1 rRNA gene is annotated in these 214 nt (G+C 43.5%); it reads right to left on the bottom strand.

The window, feature by feature from the left end:
• Positions 1–155 precede the first annotated feature (155 nt).
• Positions 156–214, bottom strand: a 16S ribosomal RNA gene (locus KGF42_RS19730); the annotation flags it as partial.

Below are 214 nucleotides of genomic sequence, written 5' to 3' on the forward strand. Positions count from 1 at the left end.
GTCGCCAACAAACAAACTTCACATGCGTTCAGTTTATTCTGTTGCTTAAGGTGCTAACGCACATCGTCAACAGATAAATCCCGTTGTTCAAAGTGCTATTTTGAGTATTCGTAAAAACGAACCCTCAAAATTAAACAGTAGGCAATTCTCCTTAGAAAGGAGGTGATCCAGCCGCACCTTCCGATACGGCTACCTTGTTACGACTTCACCCCAG

This window comes from Clostridioides sp. ZZV15-6383 (assembly GCF_020657735.1).
Lineage (GTDB): Bacteria > Bacillota > Clostridia > Peptostreptococcales > Peptostreptococcaceae > Clostridioides > Clostridioides difficile_D.